General features: G+C 70.4%; 19 protein-coding genes. 14 read left to right on the top strand and 5 right to left on the bottom strand.

Translation table 11 applies throughout. The features are described from left to right. Position 1: 1 nt before the first annotated feature. Positions 2-1,405, bottom strand: coding sequence for a DUF2252 domain-containing protein (locus ACGFYN_RS30800; RefSeq protein WP_393869175.1), 1,404 nt, complete (start codon positions 1,403-1,405; stop codon positions 2-4). A 225-nt stretch (positions 1,406-1,630) separates the two neighbouring features. On the opposite strand from ACGFYN_RS30800, the gene ACGFYN_RS30795 reads away from it, so the two are divergent. From ACGFYN_RS30795 to ACGFYN_RS30740, 12 genes are all read left to right on the top strand, one after another. Beyond that, positions 1,631-2,326, top strand: a complete 696-nt coding sequence (locus tag ACGFYN_RS30795; protein ID WP_393869174.1) for an HdeD family acid-resistance protein — start codon at positions 1,631-1,633, stop codon at positions 2,324-2,326. A 40-nt stretch (positions 2,327-2,366) separates the two neighbouring features. After that, the gene (locus ACGFYN_RS30790; protein WP_393869173.1) at positions 2,367-3,719 is read left to right on the top strand and encodes a hypothetical protein; all 1,353 of its coding nucleotides are present in this window, start codon (positions 2,367-2,369) and stop codon (positions 3,717-3,719) included. A gap of 3 nt (positions 3,720-3,722) precedes the next feature. Next, positions 3,723-4,157 (top strand): hypothetical protein, encoded by a 435-nt coding sequence (locus ACGFYN_RS30785; protein WP_393869172.1) that lies wholly within the window; start codon positions 3,723-3,725, stop codon positions 4,155-4,157. Between the two features lie 12 nt (positions 4,158-4,169). Further along, on the top strand, positions 4,170-4,580 hold the full coding sequence (locus ACGFYN_RS30780) for a hypothetical protein (RefSeq protein WP_393869171.1): 411 nt from the start codon (positions 4,170-4,172) through the stop codon (positions 4,578-4,580). Between the two features lie 115 nt (positions 4,581-4,695). Next, a complete protein-coding gene (locus tag ACGFYN_RS30775) occupies positions 4,696-5,160 on the top strand; it encodes an SHOCT domain-containing protein (protein ID WP_393869170.1) in 465 nt (154 codons plus the stop codon). A 33-nt stretch (positions 5,161-5,193) separates the two neighbouring features. Further along, positions 5,194-5,616, top strand: a complete 423-nt coding sequence (locus ACGFYN_RS30770) for a hypothetical protein (RefSeq protein WP_393869169.1) — start codon at positions 5,194-5,196, stop codon at positions 5,614-5,616. 72 nt (positions 5,617-5,688) lie between these two features. Then, entirely contained in the window at positions 5,689-6,330 is a 642-nt protein-coding gene (locus ACGFYN_RS30765) for a hypothetical protein (protein WP_393869168.1), read from the top strand. Further along, positions 6,327-6,554, top strand: a complete 228-nt coding sequence (locus ACGFYN_RS30760) for a helix-turn-helix domain-containing protein (protein ID WP_393869167.1) — start codon at positions 6,327-6,329, stop codon at positions 6,552-6,554. The genes ACGFYN_RS30765 and ACGFYN_RS30760 overlap by 4 nt, the downstream gene beginning before the upstream one ends. A gap of 161 nt (positions 6,555-6,715) precedes the next feature. Beyond that, positions 6,716-7,144 (top strand): SgcJ/EcaC family oxidoreductase, encoded by a 429-nt coding sequence (locus ACGFYN_RS30755; protein ID WP_393869166.1) that lies wholly within the window; start codon positions 6,716-6,718, stop codon positions 7,142-7,144. A 2-nt stretch (positions 7,145-7,146) separates the two neighbouring features. Then, the gene (locus ACGFYN_RS30750; protein WP_393869165.1) at positions 7,147-8,067 is read left to right on the top strand and encodes an alpha/beta hydrolase; all 921 of its coding nucleotides are present in this window, start codon (positions 7,147-7,149) and stop codon (positions 8,065-8,067) included. A gap of 11 nt (positions 8,068-8,078) precedes the next feature. Continuing rightward, positions 8,079-9,068 (top strand): sigma-70 family RNA polymerase sigma factor, encoded by a 990-nt coding sequence (locus ACGFYN_RS30745; RefSeq protein WP_393869164.1) that lies wholly within the window; start codon positions 8,079-8,081, stop codon positions 9,066-9,068. 92 nt (positions 9,069-9,160) lie between these two features. After that, positions 9,161-10,387 carry a glycoside hydrolase family 88 protein gene (locus ACGFYN_RS30740; RefSeq protein ID WP_393869163.1) on the top strand — a complete coding sequence of 409 codons (1,227 nt, stop codon included), beginning with the start codon at positions 9,161-9,163 and terminating at the stop codon, positions 10,385-10,387. A gap of 76 nt (positions 10,388-10,463) precedes the next feature. On the opposite strand, the gene ACGFYN_RS30735 is transcribed toward ACGFYN_RS30740, so the two are convergent. Genes ACGFYN_RS30735 through ACGFYN_RS30725 form a run of 3 tightly spaced genes read right to left on the bottom strand, consistent with a single transcriptional unit; the run spans position 10,464 to position 15,521 of the window. After that, positions 10,464-13,220 carry a phosphoesterase gene (locus tag ACGFYN_RS30735; protein WP_393869162.1) on the bottom strand — a complete coding sequence of 919 codons (2,757 nt, stop codon included), beginning with the start codon at positions 13,218-13,220 and terminating at the stop codon, positions 10,464-10,466. A gap of 4 nt (positions 13,221-13,224) precedes the next feature. Further along, positions 13,225-14,583: an ABC transporter permease gene (locus tag ACGFYN_RS30730; RefSeq protein ID WP_393869161.1), complete on the bottom strand. Its 1,359-nt coding sequence runs from the start codon at positions 14,581-14,583 to the stop codon at positions 13,225-13,227. Continuing rightward, positions 14,580-15,521 carry an ABC transporter ATP-binding protein gene (locus tag ACGFYN_RS30725; RefSeq protein ID WP_393869160.1) on the bottom strand — a complete coding sequence of 314 codons (942 nt, stop codon included), beginning with the start codon at positions 15,519-15,521 and terminating at the stop codon, positions 14,580-14,582. Before ACGFYN_RS30725 ends, ACGFYN_RS30730 begins: the two co-directional genes overlap by 4 nt. Positions 15,522-15,805: 284 nt before the next feature. Between ACGFYN_RS30725 and ACGFYN_RS30720 the strand changes: the two genes are divergently transcribed. Next, the gene (locus tag ACGFYN_RS30720; RefSeq protein WP_393869159.1) at positions 15,806-15,943 is read left to right on the top strand and encodes a hypothetical protein; all 138 of its coding nucleotides are present in this window, start codon (positions 15,806-15,808) and stop codon (positions 15,941-15,943) included. Positions 15,944-16,000: 57 nt separating this feature from the next. Here the strand turns inward: ACGFYN_RS30720 and ACGFYN_RS30715 are convergent, their stop codons facing one another. Further along, positions 16,001-17,971 carry a potassium transporter Kup gene (locus ACGFYN_RS30715; RefSeq protein WP_393869158.1) on the bottom strand — a complete coding sequence of 657 codons (1,971 nt, stop codon included), beginning with the start codon at positions 17,969-17,971 and terminating at the stop codon, positions 16,001-16,003. Positions 17,972-18,152: 181 nt separating this feature from the next. Here ACGFYN_RS30715 and ACGFYN_RS30710 point away from each other — a divergent pair, with 181 nt between their 5' ends. Beyond that, on the top strand, positions 18,153-19,157 hold the full coding sequence (locus ACGFYN_RS30710) for a TIGR01777 family oxidoreductase (RefSeq protein ID WP_393869157.1): 1,005 nt from the start codon (positions 18,153-18,155) through the stop codon (positions 19,155-19,157). Positions 19,158-19,168 lie beyond the last annotated feature (11 nt).

The following is a 19,168-nucleotide window of genomic DNA, read 5'->3' as shown; positions in this document are numbered from 1 at the left end:
CTCACATGTCCTGGGCGCTGACCCGGCCTGAACTGGATGCCGTGGCGAGCGCGTCGTAGTCGCGCTCGTTCTGGTCGGCGTAGGACTGCGCGAACTCGGTGAGGGCGCGGTCGAAGCGGTCGCTGCCGCCCAGGTAGGCGGCGATGGCGATCGGGTCGCCGGAGCGGGCGTGGGCCCGGGCCAGGGAGGCGCCGCACAGCTGGGCGAAGAGGTTCAGCAGGTCCGGTCCCATGGTCTCCGGGCGGGCGATGCCCTTCCAGTCGCGCAACTGCCGTACGTAGAAGTCGCGTTCCTTGCCGTCGATGCCCAGCACATGGGTCCAGCCCAGGAAGATGTCGCTGGTGGTCTGGATCAGGCGCTGTCCGGTGACGACACGGCGACCTTGATTGTCGTATCGGTCACCGCCCGTCTGCGCTGACAGCACCGACTCCTGGGCCTCCTTGGCCTGGAGCAGCAGCGGGTCCTCGTCGTCCCTGCCGCGCAGGAGCACGATCCAGCAGCGGGTGCCGACGCTGCCGACGCCCACCACCTTCCGGGCCATGTCGACCACGTGATAGTGGCGCAGCAGATGCCGGCGTTCGGACGACAGGGTGGGCGCGTACCCCTCCAGGACGGTCTGCAGCGACTTCTCCTCCTCCGCGGAACCGGACATCAGATCGCCGAGCGGGGTGATCAGCGGCGGGTCAGGGGTGATCCGCCGGCCCTCGGACGTGACGCGGGTGAGCTTCTCGAACGCCTGCATGCCGGTGCGGGTGCGGGCCTGTGCCGTGGCGCGGGCGGTGCGGCGCCTGGCCTCTTTGTCCATCAACGAGGACATCAGTTCCCGCAGCGAGTCGACGTCGTCCTGGGCGTACCAGATGTCCAGGGTGCGCATGCCGGCGAACTCGCGCATCCGCTCCCGGTAGGCCCGCACGCAGGTCAGTACGGCGGAGTTCTGCTGCTTGACGGAGAAGCCGTTGGCCCGGCCGGCGATCGCGAAGCTGGTCGTCAGGCGCTTGACGTCCCACTCGAACGGCCCGGGCAGGGTCTCGTCGAAGTCGTTGATGTCGAAGACGAGATGCCGTTCCGGAGAGGCGAGGAGCCGGAAGTTCAGCAGGTGGGCGTCTCCGCAAAGTTGCACCCACAACCCGGAGTTGGGGGTGGGCCCGAGGTCCGCGGCCATGATCGACGCGGCGCCGCGGTAGAAGCGGAACGGCGACTCGAGCATGCGGCCGTAGCGGATGGGCACGAGTTCGGGCACCCGGGTCGCCGACTGACGCTCAATCACCCCGATCGGGTCGAACCGGTCCTGGCCGGCCTCGAACCACCCGTGGCACGAACGCGACGCACGGGACCGGGCGTTACGGCCGATCGCCACGCGCTCGGCGGGCGACAGGGCCGCGGTGAAGGAGCTCGGTACGGTCATGGCACAACCTCCTGGTCCGGTGCGGCAGTAGCCTGGAGATCGCTCATCCCGCCTTGCTCCTCGCAACGTCTCCGGGTACAGCCCACCGGCACGGCGCAGCAGGCGGATCACCCGGGACGGGTGACCCCGCGGCCGGTGCCACGCGGGACGCTGGCCTCGTGAGGCCCCCGTCCACGGCCCCGCCGGCGGTCCGGATCCGAACCGCTCGTCCAGCGAGGAGGAGCCATGACCATTCCCCGTGGCCCGGCACCGCGCACCGGGCCGGAGCACAGCCCCGACGGGGTGGCTGCCGGCCGGGCACGCGGCCAGGCCGACGGTGCCGCGAAGGCGCTGGAACAGCTCGGCCGCTCCTGGACCTGGGTTCTGGCCTCCGCGATCATGACGCTGGTGCCGGGTGTCCTGGTGCTGGTCTGGCCGGACGAGACGCTGCATGTACTGGCCGTCCTGATCGGCCTCTACCTGCTGGTGAACGCAGCCTTCCGGTTCGTCGCGGTGTTCGCGGGCGTCGGGCTCGTCGAGCGCATCGTCTCCCTCGCGATGTCCGTCCTGTACGTCCTGGCCGGCGTCCTGTGCCTGCGCAACCCTCTCCAGACCATCGCCGCGGTCTCGCTGATCGTCGGCGTGGTCTGGCTGGTGACCGGGATTCTGACCCTCTACACGGCGATCGCCGCCGAGGACATGCCACACCGTGGCTTCGTGCTGGGGGCCGCCGTGATCGGCATCGTCGCCGGGATCGTCGTCCTGGCCATGCCGACCGAGTCGGCCCGCGCGCTGACCCGGCTGCTCGGACTGTGGCTCGTGCTGCTCGGCATGGCCGAACTGGTGCTCGCCTTGGCCTGGCGGGCCGCGCTGCGCAGGTCGGGTCTCAAGGGCGACACGGGCCCCTCCGTGCCCGACGGCGCGACGTCCCTCGGCGGTTGACCGAGACCGCTACCGGGTGCGGACCGACGAGGGAGACCGGATGAATCCCGCTTCGACCTCTGTCCCGCCGGATTCCGGCGCGAACCCCGAGGCCTCACACGTGATGTCCGCCGCGGAACACGAGGAGTACGTGCGGCTGAGGAGCGCGGCGAAGGTGCGCCACCGGCGGGCCCGCCGCGCGGGCTCCATCGTCCTGGTGGTGCTGACTTTGGTGCTCGCACCGCTCGCGCTCGTCGCGGCCTGGGTGCACGACGAGGTCGCCGACACCGGCCGGTACGTGCAGACCGTCAGGCCGCTGGCCTCGGATCCGGCCGTGCAGAAGGTCCTCATCAACCGACTCACCGACCGGGTCGTGGCCGGCATCGACGTCGCGGCGGTGACGACCGCGATCACCGACACGCTGAAGAAGAACGGCGCTCCGCCGCGCGTGGTGCAGGGGTCCGAGGCCCTCACCGGGCCGCTGCGCTCCACGGTGCACACCGTCGTGCAGCGCAATGTGAGCCGCGTGATCACCAGCGATGCGTTCCAGGAAGCCTGGGTGGGTGCCAACCGGCGGGCGCACGCCGCCGTGGTGAACATGCTCACCGGATCGCGTTCGGGCTCGCTGCAGGCCAACGGCGACACGATTCAGCTCGACGTCGGAACCGTCGTCGACCAGGTGCGCCGGCGCCTCGTCGACGCGGGCTTCCAGAAGGCCTCGGCCATCCCGAACGTCGACCGCACCATCACGCTGTTCAAGACCCAGCAGTTGCACAAGGCGCAGAACGGGATGCGGCTGCTGGACATCGTCGGCACCTGGCTGCCCATCCTGACCCTCGCCTTCGCGGCCCTCACCGTGTGGACCGCTCCGAACCACCGGCTGATGGTGATCGTCGTCGGCATCGGTGTCGCCGTGATGGCGGTACTGCTGCTGGTCGCCCTGGCCGTCGCACGACGGGTCTACCTCGACTCCGTCCCCTCGGCCACGCTGCCCAGCGACGCCGCCGCGGTCATCTTCGACACCTTCATCCGCTTCCTGCGCGCGAGCACCCGCACGCTGCTCGTCGTCTCCCTGCTCGCGGCACTCACCGCCTACCTCTACGGCCCCGGCCGGGCGGCCCGCGGTGTGCGCGGCCTGGCCGGGCGGGGGGCGACGGCCGCCGGACAGGGGCTGCGCCGCATCGGGATGAACACCGGCCTCACCGGACGCTGGCTGTCCGCCCACCAGTCGTGGACCGTCGGCCTGACCATCGGGGCGGGCGCCCTGGTCCTCGTCCTCTGGAACCGGCCGACCGTCGGCGCCGTGGTCCTCGTACTCGTCCTGGTCCTGGTCGCGCTGGCGATCGCCGCCGTGCTCGCGGCCGCGGGTCCCGCCTCCGACGCCGCCGACGAACCGGGGCACGCGGTCACGTGAGCCATGGCCAGGGACGCCGCACCGGCCACCCGCAGGGAGCGCGCGGTCCAGGCGGCGGCGAGCCTGAGGGCCGGCCCGCTGGGCCGGATGCTGCCCCGGCTGGCCGCGCTCAACCTCGTGGAGGGTGCCATGAGGCTGGCCGCGCAGGCGTTCCTGGCGGCGCTCCCCCTGCTGATGACCGTGGCCGCGTTCGCGCCGCCCGGCATGCAGCATCTGCTGGTCGACTCGATCGGTTCGGTCCTGGGCGTGCACGGCGAGACGCTCGACGAAGTGAGACGCACCTACTCCGCCGGCAGCTCGACACGGCATTCCGTCGGTGCCCTGGGCGCGCTGCTGACCCTCGCGTCCGCCACCGCGTTCAGCCGCGCCCTGCAGGCCGTGTGTGAACGCTGCTGGCACCTGCCCCGGGCGCCGATGCGGGCGGCGATCTGGCGCTGACTCATCTGGCTCGTGGTGTGGCTGGCCTTCATGCTCGTCCAGGCTCCCCTGCGGCGGGGCTTCGGCATCGGCCCGGCCACCGGCCTGGCGCTGTCCCTGGCGGGAGCCGTTCTGCTGTGGTGGTGGTCCCAGCATCTGCTGCTGAGCGGCAGGATCGGCTGGTTGAGCCTGCTGCCAGGAGCGGTCCTGGCGGGGGTCGGCACGATCACCCTGAGCTGGGCCGGCCATCTGCTGCTGTCCCACGCCATGCAGCGCAGCCTCGACGAGTTCGGGCCGCTCGGCCCCGTCTTCACGCTCCTGTCCTGGCTGATCAGCATCTTCGTCGTCGCCATCTCGGGCATGGCCCTCGGCGAGGCCGTCGCCACCAGCGCCCGGTACCGGCAGGCCGAGGCCCTTCTCGGCGGCGCGGAGGCCGAGGAGTGACGCTGTCCGGCTACCGCTCACCCGTGCCGGGTGAGGCCGCCCGGGGCTTGCCGTGGGCACGCTGAGAAACGCAGTAGCAGGTCGCCGGGCGCAAGCCCGGGACGGAGGGAGAGACATGAGCACGCCCACGTACCTCGCGTACGACTATCCGATGCTGAGCATCTTCTGGTCCATGCTGGTGTTCTTCCTGTGGATCATGTGGTTCATCCTGCTCTTCCGGATCATCGTCGACATCTTCCGTGACGACACCATGAGCGGCTGGGGCAAGGCAGGCTGGCTGGTCTTCGTCATCGTGCTGCCCTTCCTGGGCGTCTTCGTCTACGTGATCGCACGCGGCAAGAACATGGGCCGCCGGGAGGTTGCGGAGCACCAGGCTCAGCAGCACGCCTTCGACTCCTACGTCCGCGAGACGGCCAAGGGTGCCGGCGCGCCCAGCAGCGCCGACGAGCTCGCCAAGCTGTCCGAGATCCGCGCCCGCGGCGACATCACCGACGAGGAGTTCGCGAGGGCGAAGGACCTGGTTCTGAGCGGTCACGGCAGCGGAACCCGTCCCGGCGCGACCACCACGTCCGGGCGCTGAGCACGCCGGTCCGAACGAAACGAGGTACTGAGGATGACCGCCACACACCCCACACAGCCCACGCACCGGGAATCGGCGAAGCAGGAGTGGGCCTCCGGCCTGGTGACCTTCGGCGCCGTCATGCTGACGATCGCCGGGCTGCTCGCCATCTTCCGCGGCATCATGGCGATCGCCGAGGACGATGTCTTCGTCACCACGCGCAACTACGTCTTCCAGTTCGACCTGACCAGCTGGGGCTGGATCCACCTCGTCCTGGGCGTCATCGCCGTGGGCGTCAGCTTCGGGCTGTTCACGGCGGCCACATGGGCGCGCGTCTCCGGCGTGGCGATCGCGGGGCTGATCGTCATCGCCAACTTCCTTTCGCTGCCGTACTCCCCGGTCTGGTCCGTCGTGATGATCGCCTTCTCGGGCTTCATCATCTGGGCCCTGTGCGTGGTCAAGCGGGACGAGTACTAGTCCTTCCGACGTCCGCGCGCTCAATGGAACGGGGGACGGGGCCCGTCGGGTCCCGTGAGGGGAGGCAGGGGGATGGGAGACCGCCGCGGCGGGGGTACGAGCGGAACGCCGGCGGCGGCCGGGGTGCAGGACCCGCACGGCGTGAGCGTCGCGCGGGTCCGCCTCGTGCCGCTCCTCGCCGCCGGTCTGCGCAGTGTGTCGTTGGCCTTCGTCGGCATGGCCGGCCCCGCACTCGTGGCGGCCGGCCTGTGGTGGGCGTCGTCCCACCTCGCCGCGTTACGCCTCCTCGGCTCGATCCTCGCGGCCAGCGCGCCCCTGACCGTCCTCGGCCTCTACGACGCCTCCGGCCTGCTGGGACCGGCCGTCCTCTGGATGGCCCTGTGGGCGCTGGCCGTAGTGGCGGGGTACACGGCACTGTCCCCCCGCCCGGCGCCGACCGGTCGTCACCCGGTCCGGCACAGCACCGCCGTCAGCGCCTCCCGGAGCAGGCGGGTCGCCTCGGACACGTCCGCGGCGCCGCCGGGCCGTCGCCGGCTCGCGCTGATGATCGCGGCACAGCCGGCCCGCCGCACAGCGTCCGCCGACGCGGCACCGAACCGGCGGGACCGCAACCGGGCCTCGGGGACCGGCAGTTCGCGGCCGTCCGGGAACTTCTCGCCGCCCGGCTCTCCGAACCGCTGTCACTGGAGGACCTCGCCTCGGCCACGGGCTTGAGCGTCAGCCAGTTCGCCCGGCAGTTCAAGGCCCGTACGGGGTCTCCCCCGCACCGGTACCTCGTACGGCTGCGCGTGGATCAGGCGGCCCGCCTGCTGCGCGCGGGGACCATGCCCATCGCCCAGGTGGCGGCCGCCTGCGGCTTCTCGCACCAGGAGCATCTGAGCCGGGTGCTGCGCTCCCACCCCGGTACGCCGCCTGCGGCGCTGCGCCGCGAGGGCTGACCGGGCCGCGGCACGAGCGGGGCGGGCCGAAGCTCGCCGATTCCTTTTGCGGCCCCGGCGGTCTGTATTGACGAAGGCTTCGCGGCCGAGCGCGGACGAGTACGGCCACGCACCGGCGGAAACCGCGGAGCGAGACGACGCACGATGTCGAGGAGACCGTCATGACCAGCGACAACACATGGGGCGACGCCGACCGCGCGGTACGCGCGGTGCTGGACTCGATCTACGCGGCCTGGGCCGACAACGACGCGGACGCCTTCGTGGCGCCCTACGCCGAGACCGCGAGCGCGGTGCTGCCCGGCGCCTACCTGCCCGGCAGGAAGGCGATCAAGGACACGATGGCGACCCTTTTCGCGGGTGAGCTGAAGGGCTCGTCCGCCCGGCACGAGGTGCAGGACATCAGGTTCGTCAGCGCCGACGCGGCCGTGGTGATCAGCAAGGGGGTGGTGCTCCTTGCCGATCAGAGCGCACCCGACCCCGCGAACCGTGCCCTGGAGACCTGGGTGCTGGCCCGGCAGGACGGTGACTGGCGGGTGCAGGCGTTCCACAACTGCCCCGAGCGCGCCGCCGCCGCGGACGAGGAGGCGTGATCATGCCGAGCAGGCAGGCGGAGGCGGTCCGCAGGCACTGGACGGCGGCGCGCCGCGCCATGGTGGAACCGGGCGCCGGGCCGCTGGACGACGAGTCCTGGGGCGATCTGACGGCCGAACCACGCGAGGTCGACTACGCCGAGACCGACGCGGGCGGTGTGCCCGCGATGTGGGCCTCGCCGAAGCGCAGCGCGGACGACCGGGTGCTGCTGTGCATGCACGGGGGTGGATACCTCAGCGGTTCGATCTACACCCACCGCAAGATGTTCGGCCATCTGGCCAAGGCGACCGGGACCAGGGCCCTCGTCTTCGGCTACCGTCTCGCCCCCGCTCACACCCACCCCGCCCAGGTGGACGACGCGACCGCCGTGTACCGGTGGCTGCTGGACCAGGGGATACGCGCCGACCGGATCGCGTTCGCGGGCGACTCCGCCGGTGGCGGCCTGGCGATCACGACCCAACTACGGGCGCGGCAGCGGGGTTTGCCCCTGCCGGCCGCCGCGCTCCTGATCTCCCCGTGGGTGGACCTGGAGGCGAACGGCGAGTCGTACGCCACCAACCGGGACCGGGACCCTTTCTTCCTCCAGGAGTCGGTGCGCCAGTTCGCGGGCATCTTCCTGGGCCCGGGCGGTGACCCGCGCGATCCGCTGGCCGGTCCGATCCACGCGGACCTGTCCGGACTCGGCCCGCTCTACATCCAGGTGGGCGGGGACGAGACGCTGCTCGACGACGCGCGGCGTCTGGACGAGTACGCGCGCAAGGCCGGCGTCGACGTACAACTGGACGTGTTTCCCGGCATGTTGCACACGTTCCAGATGGCCGCGGGCCGGGCGCCGGAGGCGGACGAGGCCGTCCGGCGGATGGCCTCGTGGGTGCGGCCCAAGCTGGGTCTCGAGCCCTTGACCACTTCCGGCACCGACTGAACGGGGCGACCATGACGGGCAGGACGGGCGTGGGGGCCGACGCGGACGAATTCACCCGCCGCACCGAGCCGTTGCGGCGAGAGTTGCTGGCGCACTGTTACCGCATGCTCGGATCGGCGGACGAGGCCGAGGACCTCGTCCAGGAAACCTATCTGCGGGCATGGCGGGGCTACGGCGGCTTCGAGGGCCGGTCGTCGCTGCGGGTCTGGCTGTATCGCATCGCCACCAACGCCTGCCTGACCGCGCTCGACCATCGCGGCCGTCGTGCCCTGCCGTCTGGCCTGGGCGCTCCCACCGCCGACGTCGAGACCCAGCCCGAACCCGCGGGCCCCGACATCGCCTGGGTGCAGCCCATGCCGGACGCGCTGGTCGCCGCGCAGTCGGCGGACCCCGCCACGATCGTCACGAGCCGCGAGAGCCTGCGGCTCGCGCTCATCGCGGGGCTGCAGTATCTGCCCCCGCGGCAGCGGGCCGTGCTCCTGCTGCGTGAGGTGCTCGCCTTCCCGGCCGCCGATGTCGCCGCCATGCTCGGCACCACCATCCCGGCGGTCAAGAGCACGCTGCAGCGGGCCCGCGCCCGCCTCAACGAGGTGGCACCGCAGCGCGAGCGCCTCGTCGAGCCCTCCGACCCCCGGGCCCTGAGCCTGCTCGAGAAGTACGTCGCCGGCTTCCAGAACGCCGACACCGAAGCTCTGGAACAGGCGCTCCGCGCCGACGCGGCGATCGAGATGATCGGCACCCGCACGTGGTTCTCCGGCAAGCGGACCTGCCTGGGCTATCTCACGCGCGTCATCGGCTCTCCCGGAGACTGGCGGATGATCCCGGCCTCCGCGAACGGGCAACCGGCCGCGGCCGCCTACTACCGTGCTCCCGACGGGAGTTACCGAGCATTCGGACTCGGAGTCCTCACCGTGACCGGCACCGGCATCAGCCACATCCACGTCTTCGGGGGCGGACCCGGCCTGCTCGCCGAGTTCGGCCTCCCAGGCGCGTTCACATAGATGAACATGACTCACGTGGGTGTACGTAGCCCACCCCGATGTGCGACGCTCATCCAACTCCGCTCTCCCCACGTCCAGTTGGAGGCACAGCCATGACCCTTTCCCGGCGTACGGTGCTGTCCACGGCAGCCGGTGCCGCGGCCGCCTGTGTGACCGCGGCGCCGGCCGCCGGCGCGGTCGAGGGCGGGACGCCGGCGGCGACGCTGCGCACGCTCGGCGCGGCGGTCGACTACGCCGTCGAGAAGGTCCGTTCCGTGGCGCCGGGGGTGACCGGTTTCCCCGTCGGGACGAAGTTCGAGAAGTGGACGTACTCCCAGAACGGCGACTGGGTCGGCGGGTTCTGGCCGGGGACGCTGTGGATGGCGTACCTGCGCAGCAAGGACGAGGCCTTCCGCACCTGGGCTCTGGCATCCGCACAGAAGCTGGCTCCCCGTCAAAACGACACCAGCACACACGACTTGGGATTCCTGTTCTATCCGTCGTGGGTCACCGCCTGGCGGTTGACGGGCGACGAGGCGTGGCGGACGGGTGCGGTGCGGGCCGCCGACTCCCTCATCCAGCGCTACAACCCGCGCGGGCACTTCATCCGGGCCTGGGGCGCACTGACCGATCAGACGAACGCGGGCCGGGTCATCATGGACACCATCATGAACCTCGATCTGCTGGCGTTCGCGAGCCGGCAGACCGGTGACGCCACGTACCTGGACATCGCGGTCGAGCACGCGAGGACCGCGCAGCAGGTCTTTCCGCGCGCGGACGGGTCCACCCCGCACGTCTACGACTTCGATCCGGGCAGCGGCGCCCCCATCGGCCCCGACACCGTGCAGGGTTACAGCCCCACCTCCTGCTGGTCCCGTGGACAGGCCTGGGGCGTCTACGGGTTCACCACCATGTATCGCAGGACGGGGAACAAGGAGTTCCTGGTCACCGCCGGCAGACTCGCGGACTTCGCGGTGGGTGCGCTCAGCCCGGACCACGTTCCCGTGTGGGACTACCGCGCGCCGCAGCAGCCGTACGACGTCAAGGACGCGTCCGCCGGTGCCGTCATGGCATGCGGGCTGCTCGATCTCGCCGCCGCCACCGGCCGGCAGGCCTATCGTGACGTGGCGCTGCGCATGCTCACGGCGCTGTCGACGACCTGCCTGACGAAGAACTCGGCCCGCGCGGACGCGGTGGTGGCCCGGTGCACCCGCAACCGGCCGGCCGAGGACGGCATCGAGGTCTCCCTCCCGTACGCCGACTACTACCTGATGGAAGGCATTTTGCGGGTGCTCCAGCCGCAGGACGTCGACCGGGCGGTCGATCTGTCGACCGTCTGACCTCCGCCGCGGGGCCAAGGCGCCCCTGCCGGCGGTGTCGCCGGCCAGGGGCTCCTTGACGCCTCGCGCGGCTGCGTCAGCCGTCGTTCTCCGGCGACGGGAGGTAGGCGCCCGGTACGTCGGCGGGCGCGTAGACCTTGCTGTCACCGGGGTACGGCTTGGTCCAGTTGTGCGTCTCGTACCAGGTGAGGCGGTTCATCTGCGCCGGGTTGGCGTAGTCGGGCACGGCGTGGGGGCCGGTGAGCCGCTGGTGCGACTCCCACGTCTTCCACTGCGCCGCGAGATTCTGCTTGTCCGCCGGCACCTTCGCCGCCGTCGGCGCGGGGGACGCCTTGGCGTCCTGCGGTGCCGGGGTGTCCGCGCCACAGGGAGGCAGGGTGCTCAGACCGTCGGTCAGCGAGGTCCGGTTGGCCTGCGCCTTGAACGGCGTGCTGTCCGGCTTCCGGCTGAACGCCCCGTACATCGGGGTCGCCGCGCTGTCCTTCTGGTTCATCGGGTGGATCCCGAGGATCTGCTCGACGGTGCGGATCATCGTGATCTGCGAGTAGTAGTGGTTGTCGACCTTGCCGTGCTGGGACCAGGGGCTGATGATCTGGACCGGGGCACGGTGGCCGTCGACGTGGTCGAGGCCGGCCTGGGAGTCGTCCTCGACCACGAAGATCGCCGAGTCCTTCCAGTACTTGCTGTGCGAGATCTCGTCGACCATCTTGCCGACCGCGAGGTCGTTGTCCGCGACCTCGGCGGCGGGGCTCGGCGGGCCACCGGTGTGGTCGTTGGAGAACCAGAACATGTTCAGGTTCGCCGGACCGTTCTTCTCGAAGTCCTGCTTCCAGATCTGGTACTTGTAGACGTCCGGCACGTCGAGGTCGAACAGCGGGAAGCCGGGCACCGACACCTTGTTGAGCGACGGGATCGCCGAACCCGTCTGGATCGGGTACGCCGTCTTCGCCCCGGTCGAGTCCATGGTCTTGGCGTCGCAGTACAGGTTCTGCCAGGTGGCGCCGGCCGGCTTGCTCTCGACCGACTGGAACTCGCCGTAGTCCTTGACGGACTTGCCGACGGCCTGTGCGCCGGACCAGATGAAGCCGCTCTTCTGGTGGCCGAGGACGTCGTTCTCGGTGTCGTAGCTGCGCGTGTACTCGCCGGCCGACGACTCCGTGTACTCCGGATTGTCGGACTGCATCAGCCAGTTGTGGCCCTCGGCGGAGTTCGTGCCGATGTCGTAGAAGTTGTCGTAGAGCCCGAACTGCTGGGCCAGCGCGTGCTGGTTGGGCGTCACGTTCTCGCCGAACTGGGTGAACGTCGGGTCGCCGTCGCCCTGCGGCATGTCACCGAAGACCTGGTCGTAGGTCCGGTTCTCCTTGACGAGCAGGAAGACGTGCTTGATCGTCGAGGGGTCGCCGAGCCGCACCGGGACCGGCACGGGCTTGGCGTGGCTCTTGCCCTTGGACGTCGTGACCGAGCCGGGCGTCCAGCCGTTCTGCTTGAAGACCTTGGCCGTCTGGGACCTGACGGTGCGGTCGTCCGGCAGCGTGAACTGCGTCAGGCTCGACGTGGTGTCGTGGGTGCCGTGGCCGCCGGTGGTGGAGGGACGGCGGGCGTCGATGCCACGAGTGTTGGAGACGACCACGTTCTTGCCCACGGTGGTGATCTCCGAGGGGAAGTAGTCCGTGGGGAGCAGGCCCACGTAACTGGCGGGCGCCTGCGCGGACTTGTAGCGGTAGACGGCGACCGCGTTCGCGCGGCCGAGCGTCACCAGCAGACGGCCGTCGTCGGTGAGGGTCACGGCGTTGGGCCCGTAGCCGACCGACGCCTCGGGCCAGGGCTGGGTGGAGATGGTCTGGACGACCTTGTCCTTGCGGCTGTCGATGACCGACACGTTGTTGTCGGCGGTGTTGGTGACGAACACCGCGCCGTTCTTCGCGTACACGGCGGTCGGGTGCAGACCGACGTCGATGCTCCCGACGGCGGCGGAAGGGTCGGCCGTGTCGATGACACTGACCGTGCCGGTGGTGCTGGCGCCGGTGTCCGGGTTCGCCACGACCTGGGTGCCGTAGGAGTTGATCGTGGTGTCGCCGGCCTTCGCCGGGCGCCCGCCCTCGTTGCTGACGTACAACTTGCCGCCGACCAGGGCGAGTCCACGGGGCGCGTTGCCGACGGCCCAGCTCTGCTTGATGGTTCCGGTCGCCGCGTCGATGGCGACCACCTTGTTCTGGCCGTTGACCGCGGAGTACACCGTGGAGCCGTCGGCGGAGAAGACGGCGGCACCCACGAGCGCGTGCTTGGAGCCGTCGACCGGGATCGACACGGTGGTCGGGCTCGCGAGGGTGCCGTCCGCGTTGACGGTGAACTTGGTGTAGCCGTCGCTCTGGCCGAGCCACAGCTGCTTGCCGTCGGGCGAGTACGACGGTCCCTCCTGGCCGACCGAGCCGCTCTTGATGCGCAGGTCGTCCGCCGCGTTGGTGCCGACCTTCTGCTTCACCTGCCCGGTCTTCAGATCCATGACGACCAGCGACGCGTCACCGTCGGTCACGGCGGCCGCGAGGTGGGTGCCGTCCGGGCTGACCGAGGACGACATGATCTTGCCGTCGTTGATGACGGTGCGGTTGCCGTACGGCGCGATGTACTGGTCGGCGGAGACGACCTGGCCGTCCGCGGTGACCTGGCCGACCTGCTGGGTGCCGAACTGGTGCGTGGAGGCGACCGCGGTGCCGGTGACGGCGAGGGCGACAGCGATGCCCGACGTCACCAGCAGGGTCCGGCGCCCGACACGTCTGCCGAAAAGGCTGACGTGCTCCTTCTCCTTCATCCGACGCTGCCGTGTTACCTGCATGGATTCATCCCTTCAGGGTGGTGTCGAGCAGTTCGACGTTGCCGTCGAACTGCCAGAGCGGGTTCGGCGCGTCACCGGTGGGGGTTCGCACGAGGAAGTAGCCGTTCACTTCCTTCGGTCCGTCGCCGTCGGCGACGAACCGTCCGTCCGCGGTGAAGTCGAGTTGGTAGATGGCCGATCCGGTGGCCTCGACGCCGGGCAGATGCCAACTGACCACGCAGCGCCAGTCGTTGCCCGGCCCCTCGGCGGCGAGCTGGCCCGCGCCCTTGTTGCACGCCGCCGACGTCCGCAGCTGCGCCTCGGTGACGGCGGGGCGGTTGAGCTGCTCGGTCTGCAGGCGGTAGAGGTGGGCGAAGGCCGTGGCGAGCGCCTTCTGCACCTTGGACTGCTGGATTCCCGACCCCGTGGACGGGGTCACCACGGCGACGACCGCGACCGTGAGGGCGAGCAGTCCGGCCAGCGGCAGGAGTCCGGCGGTGACCGCGCGGCGCCCCGAGCCGTCGTAGGTCAGGTTGGTGAAGTCGCGCCGCAGGAACAGCAGATAGGCCAGCGCGGTCGCCAGTACGGCCCACAGCAGGCTGACGACGATGCCGATCAGAAGCGGGACGAGCTGCATGGGGCTGGTGAACAGGCCGTTCCAGGCGATGAAGGCGTAGCCCGGCAGGGCCAGGCGCACCGCGACGGGCAGCGGCAGCATCTGGGCGAGCTGCATCACGAGCGCCACGAGCGCGGGCAGCAGCAGTCCCATCGGGGAGCGTCCCAGTGCGATCGATCCGAGCAGGCCGATCGCGGCGAGTGCCAGCGTCGGGGCGAGCACGCAGGCCCAGGCGAGGAAGACCTTCGCGGCGACGTCGGACGGTGCCAGCAGATGGCCGTCGAGGCCGACCAGCGGCTGGTTGCCGACCGCCAGGAGCCCGCCCACCACGCTGGAGCAGGCCAGCCCGGCCACGAGCAGCAGGATGACGGTGAGGCTGGCGAGCGACTTCGCCACGAAGATGCGGCGGGGCGAGCGCACCGCCACGAGCAGGTGGCGCCAGGTGCCGAGGCGGTCCTCGGAGGCGAACACGTCGCCGGCGACCACGGAGGTCAGCAGCGGAAGCGCCCAGGTGCCGGCGAATCCGAGCATCACCAGCGGCGCGGCCCAACCGGTGGCGAGCATCCAGCGCCCGAAGAGGGTGTCGGTGGGCAGCGTGCTCTGCTGGCCCACCCCGACGACGAAGACCGCCGGCACGATCCAGCAGGCGAGGACCAGCAGCCGGATCCGCCACTGCGAGACGAGCTTGACCAGCTCGAATCGGTAACCGCGCGACACCGTGACGGGGCCGGCGGCCGCGATCGGGGCGTTGACGGTGGTCGCGGTCATCTGGAGGCCTCCTGCTGCTCGGTGAGGGCGAGGAACGCGGCCTCGAGCGGTGACACGACGGGGGTGAGTTCACGCAACGCGACGCCCGCGTGGACGAGTTGGACGACCAGCTCGTCGAGGGCGGGCACGAGGGCGCGCACCACGAGCGCATCGGCGTCCTGGCGGACCTGGGCCTCGTCGACGACGCGGACCCCGCTCGTGCCGGCGGCCACCTGGCGGGTGGTCTTCGGGTCGGAGGTGACCAACCGGTAGTCGAGCTCACGGTTCTCGGTCGCCAGCTTGCCGGGCGGGCCGGAGAACACGACGCGTCCGGTGGCGAGGATGGTGACGTCCGAGCAGAGCGCCTCGAGGTCGTCCATACGGTGGCTCGAGAGCACCACGCCGGTTCCGTCCGCGGCGAGCCGGTTCAGGACACCGTGCACGTGTTTCTTGCCGGCCGGGTCCAGACCGTTGGACGGCTCGTCGAGGACGAGCAGTCGGGGCTTGGTCAGCAACGCGGCGGCCAGGCCGAGCCGTTGGCGCATCCCGAGGGAGAAGCCACGCGTCTTGTCGTCGGCGACATCGGTGAGCCCGACCTGGTCGAGCGCCTCGTCGACGCCCGACGTCCGCGCGTCGTGGCCGCGCAGTGCGGCGAGCGCGGAGAGGTTCTGCCGGGCGGTGAGCGAGGGGTAGAGCCCGGGCCCGTCCACGAAGCCGGCGACACCGTCGGGAGCGGCGAGCGCCCGCCCGACCGGCGTACCCAGGATCTCCAGCCGGCCGCCGTCGGCGACGGCGAGGCCCAGCAGCAGGCCGAGCAATGTCGTCTTGCCGGCGCCGTTCGGCCCGACAAGTCCATGTATCTGACCGGGCGTCACATCCAGATCGATGCCGTCGAGTGCGACGACCTCACCGAAGCTCTTGGTGATCCCTCGAGCCCTCACCGCGTGGAGTGTGTCCATAGCCCCTTCTTTCGAAATCCGCAGGGACCATAAGGACGGCACACACCCCGGACACAGACGCCCGGCTTAACGCTCAAGGAACGGATCGTCAAAGGGTGGACAAGTCGCGCACGAAACACACGCACGGCGGGTTCGGAAGGCTCATCACAACTGACTTACAGGACAACGCCATTGAGGCACGACAATTGGTGCTCTACGGTGCTTCCCGGCCCGGAACATGACGAAGCCCGGGCACGCGGCCCGGGCCGATGCCGAATCGGCTCAAGGTGCCGACTCGGCTCAACATGCCGACTGCGGACTCGGCTCAAGTGGCGGGCCTTCACACCGCGGCGTTCACGGTCCGCACGGACGGCGCGGTGAAGCAGCCGGAAGCCTCCACGACGACCTCGGCCGACCTGGACAAGTTCGCGCACACCCACTGACCGCGCAGCGCGGACGCACAACGCGGACGCACAGCGCCAATGCGGCTCGCGCCCCGGCTACACCTCGATCTGCGAGCCCATGATGACGGTGCGCTCGCGGGGCAGGCCGAAGTGCTCGGCGGCGTCGGCGGTGATGTAGGAGGTGGCGATGAACAGCCGTTTGCGCCAAGGGGCCATCGTCGGCTCATCGCCACGCTGGAGCTCGATCTTCGACAGGAAGTAGGACGCCTGGTCGAGCTGCAACTGCCCTTCCGTCACGGCGGGATCGAGCATCGCCAGGGTGCCGGGCACGTCCGGCGTCTCCATGTAGCCGATCCGGGCGGTGACGTGGATGATCCCGTCGTCGGCGTAGCCGAGGCTGTCGACGACGACCCGGTCGTCGGCCGTGACGCGGGGCACGGGTTCGGTCTCGATGGACATGATCACGATGTGTTCGTGCCGTACGTGGTTGTGTTCCACGTTGGCCCGCATGGCCAGTGGCGCGGTCTGCTTGCCCCGGTTGAGGAAGACGGCCGTGCCGGGTACGCGGAGCTCCGACAGCTCCCCGGTGCGGAGTTGGTCGACGAACTCGCGCAGGGACCCTTCGTTGCGGATGCGGGACGCGGTGACGATCTCGCGGCCGCGCTGCCAGGTCACCATGATGGTGAACATGGTGAGGCCGATCAGCAGCGGCAGCCACGCGCCGTGGACGAACTTGGTCAGGTTGGCGGCCACGAACAGCAGGTCCGCGAAGAGCAGCACCCCCGCTCCGCTCGCCACCAGCCACAGGGGCTTGCCCCACTTCGCGCGGGCGACGTAGAAGAACAGCAGGGTGGTGATGGTGATGGTGCCGGTGACCGCCATGCCGAAGGCGAACGCGAGCGCCGTGGAGCTGCGGAAGGCGAAGACCAGCGTGAGGACCGAGACCATCAGCAGCCAGTTGATCCAGGGGACGTAGATCTGCCCGATGGTGGTCTCGGAGGTGTGCGCGATGCGCAGCCGCGGCAGGTAGCCGAGCTGGGCGGCCTGGGACGTGACGGAGTACGCGCCGGTGATCACCGCCTGGGCGGCGATCACCGTGGCCGCCGTGGCCAGCAGGATCATCGGCCAGCGCCCCCAGTGCGGCACGAGCAGGAAGAACGGACTGCTGATGTTGCGCGGGTCGTTGAGGATCAGCGCGCCCTGGCCGAGGTAGCTCAGGATGCAGGCGGGAAAGACGAGGAACAGCCAGGCGCGGGTGATGGCGGGCCGCCCGAAGTGGCCCATGTCCGCGTAGAGCGCCTCGGCGCCGGTGACCGCGAGCACGACCGCGGCCAGGGCGAAGAAGCCGGTGCCGAAGTGCCCGAACAGGAAGCCCAGGGCATAGCTCGGCCACAACGCCTTGAGGATGTCAGGGTGGTCGGTGATACCGCCGATGCCGCACGCGCCGATGGCCGTGAACCAGACGATCATGATCGGTCCGAACACCCGCCCCACCGCCGCGGTTCCATGGCGCTGCACCAGGAAGAGGATCACGATGATCACGGCGGTGATGGGCACGACAGCGCCGCCGAGGGACGGCTCGACGACCTTGACGCCCTCGACGGCCGACAGCACCGAGATCGCCGGGGTGATCATGCTGTCGCCGAAGAACAGCGACGCGCCGAAGATGCCCAGCGCGGCCAGCACGACGGCGGTTCGCCGGCTCCGCTGTGAACTCAGCTGCCGCACCAGCGTGATGAGGGCCATGATGCCGCCCTCACCCTCGTTGTCGGCGCGCATCGCCAGCAGCACATAGGTGATGGTGACGATGATCATCACCGACCAGAAGACGAGCGAGACCACGCCGTAGACGTTCTGCGTGCTGACCGGCACGGGGTGCGGGTCGCCCGGGTCGAACACCGTCTGCAGGGTGTAGATCGGGCTGGTCCCGATGTCGCCGAAGACCACGCCCAGGGCGCCGATCACCACCGCGAGACGCACCGTCTGCCGCACACCCGAAGGACGCGCCTTCGGCTCCGGCGTCACCGGCTCCCGTCCGGATGGGGTCTCGCGCTGACCGTCAGCCATGGACATCCTCCTCCTTGCGAACCGCTCCGCCGCAGGCCCGCCGCATCGGGGCGGACACTACCGGGGCGTAGGCGCGATGGACGGTAGGGGGCACCGCTCCGTCGGCAATGGCGCCGGGACGCGTAATTGAACGTGTTCAAATTTGGCGTTAGGCTGAGCCCACTGAAGCTGAGGGGGCTCGATGAAGGTAGTGCTGGCCGGTGGGACCGGACAGGTGGGGACGGTTCTGGACCGCGCGCTGACGGCGGCCGGTCATGAGGTGGCGGTGCTGACCAGGTCCCCGCGGCGGGAGCGTGAGGTCGGCTGGGACGGAGTGACGCTCGGCCCGTGGGCGGGGGCTGTCGACGGCTGCGACGCCGTGATCAACCTCGCCGGAAGCAGCGTCTCCTGCCGCTACACCCCCGAGAACCTGCGGGCCATGATGGATTCCCGGGTGGACTCGGCGCGGATCGTGGGCGAGGCGATCGCCGCCGCCGCACGGCCACCGCGGGTCTGGCTGCAGATGAGCACCGCCACGATCTACGCCCATCGCCACGACACGGCACACGACGAGGCGACCGGCGTCATCGGCGGTTCGGAGGCGGGCGTGCCGGGCTACTGGGCGTACAGCGTGGAGATCGCGAAGAACTGGGAGCAGGCCCAGGCCGACGCGTACACACCGGCAACCCGCAAGGTGGCCCTGCGCTCGGCGATGGTCATGAGCCCGGACCGGGGCGGCGTCTTCGACGTGCTGCTGCGACTTACCCGGCTGGGACTCGGCGGACCGGTCGCCGGCGGAGCGCAGTACGTCTCCTGGATCCACGACGCGGACTTCGTACGCGCGGTTGAGTTCCTGATCGCCAGGGAGGACCTTCAGGGCCCGGTGAACCTCGCCTCGCCCCGGCCTCTCCCCCACCGGCAGTTCATGCGGGCCCTGCGTGCGGCCTCGGGCGTCCCGGTCGGACTGCCGGCGACGCGATGGATGGCGGAGCTCGGGGCGTTCGCGATGCGCTCGGACACGGAACTGCTGCTCAAGAGCCGGCGGGTGGTGCCGGGCCGGCTGAGCGGGGCCGGATTCACCTTCGCCCATTCCCGGTGGGACCAGGCCGCCGCCGACCTCGTCCGACGGTCCAGGGAAGCCGCCGGTGTCCGGCGACCCTTCCAACTCCCGTCCCGCACAACCGACATCACCGCCCGAGTACGATGATCGCGTACTCG

Source organism: Streptomyces sp. NPDC048419, assembly GCF_043200415.1.
Taxonomy (GTDB): Bacteria; Actinomycetota; Actinomycetes; order Streptomycetales; family Streptomycetaceae; genus Streptomyces.
Note: the sequence above shows the minus strand (reverse complement) of the source record. Positions and strands in the feature narration are given on the sequence as shown.